Genomic DNA, 1,134 nt, shown 5'->3' on the forward strand with positions numbered 1-1,134 from the left:
GAACAACACCTTGAATGATGCTTGGCACATACATGGCGATGATAAAGACCACGACTGAAATGCCGGCAATGGCCAAGGTCGTGACGAATTGATCGGAGGACGCAGTCGGAGCAGTCGCCAGGCCTTGGAGGACTTGGGATCCGATCTTGGCGATCATCACGAGCGCCATCAATTTCATCCCGACTCCAAATGCATAGACTAGGTATCGGATCGCGAAATCCTTGGTATAGGATGAGCCTCCCAGCCCGAGCATGATCATGCCGGCGAGCAGCCCGACATACATCTCGACCATGACCGATACAAAAATCGCTKCCACAAGTGAGAAAGAGATGACGACAATCGCCATCGCCAGCACAGCTGCGACAGCCAGCGCATTGTCCTCAAACACGCCGAACTGTGCTTGTTGTGACATCTGCGAAGCGACCCGAATGCCGGCGTCGAAGACCTCGGCCGGCGACGCCGATCCGCCACCGGCGCCGATCTGGAAAAGGCTGTCGACAACGGCTCGGGCAAAAGAAGGCCCTTGGGTCAGGACGAACGCAAAAAAGCCGATGAACATGATGCGCCGGACAAGCTCGGCAAACCAGCTTTCAAGCGATGCTGCTTGGATTGCTAGCCAGACAGCAGCAATGCCAATCTCGATGGTGGCGAGAATCCAAAAGAGGGATTTTGCCGCGTCCATGATGGTGGTTTCCCATCCTTTCGCGGCGGTCGAAACCTGATTTTCTAGTTCGGTCAGGACTTGTCCCTGTTGCGCGAAGGCGGGAGCTGCAAAGACGAGGCAAAGGAGGCCTGCGATCAGGAACGATTGTTCAAGGGTACGCTTCACCATCTCGGGCGTATCTCCTGGCCGTCCGTTATCGGCGGCAGCTCCTTGCTCGAGCCAAAGAACCTCTCCCTGACGGCGCGTTGTTCTTCAGCGAGCGCAGGTTTACTGGATTCCCTGGAATTAACGATCAGTACMGTCGCCGCAGACGAAACAGCTGCAACAAGCACAAGKACGGCAATAACAACAGCTCGGCTCACCAGCGGGGCTCCATCTTTTGACCTTCGGGGATGCTCTTCACCTCAGCATTGAAGAACTTCTCTCGGCGGGCCTGTGCCAAGTCCTTGTCGGTCTGCTCAGTCTGAAGC

At 56.1% G+C, this 1,134-nt stretch carries 2 protein-coding genes and 1 pseudogene; all 3 read right to left on the bottom strand.

What is annotated here, in order from left to right; all coding sequences use genetic code 11:
* On the bottom strand, positions 1 to 832 hold an 832-nt coding region (trbL, locus tag QD357_RS32415), incomplete at its 3' end, for a P-type conjugative transfer protein TrbL (RefSeq protein ID WP_414126099.1).
* Positions 826 to 1,026 carry an entry exclusion protein TrbK gene (trbK, locus tag QD357_RS32420; RefSeq protein ID WP_004129962.1) on the bottom strand — a complete coding sequence of 67 codons (201 nt, stop codon included), beginning with the start codon at positions 1,024 to 1,026 and terminating at the stop codon, positions 826 to 828. The genes trbK and trbL, both read right to left, overlap by 7 nt.
* A pseudogene (locus QD357_RS32425) lies at positions 1,023 to 1,134 on the bottom strand (conjugal transfer protein TrbJ); the annotation flags it as partial. The pseudogene QD357_RS32425 and the gene trbK, both read right to left, overlap by 4 nt.

It is taken from the genome of Rhizobium sp. BR 317, assembly GCF_047445835.1.
Classification (GTDB): Bacteria; Pseudomonadota; Alphaproteobacteria; order Rhizobiales; family Rhizobiaceae; genus Rhizobium; species Rhizobium paranaense.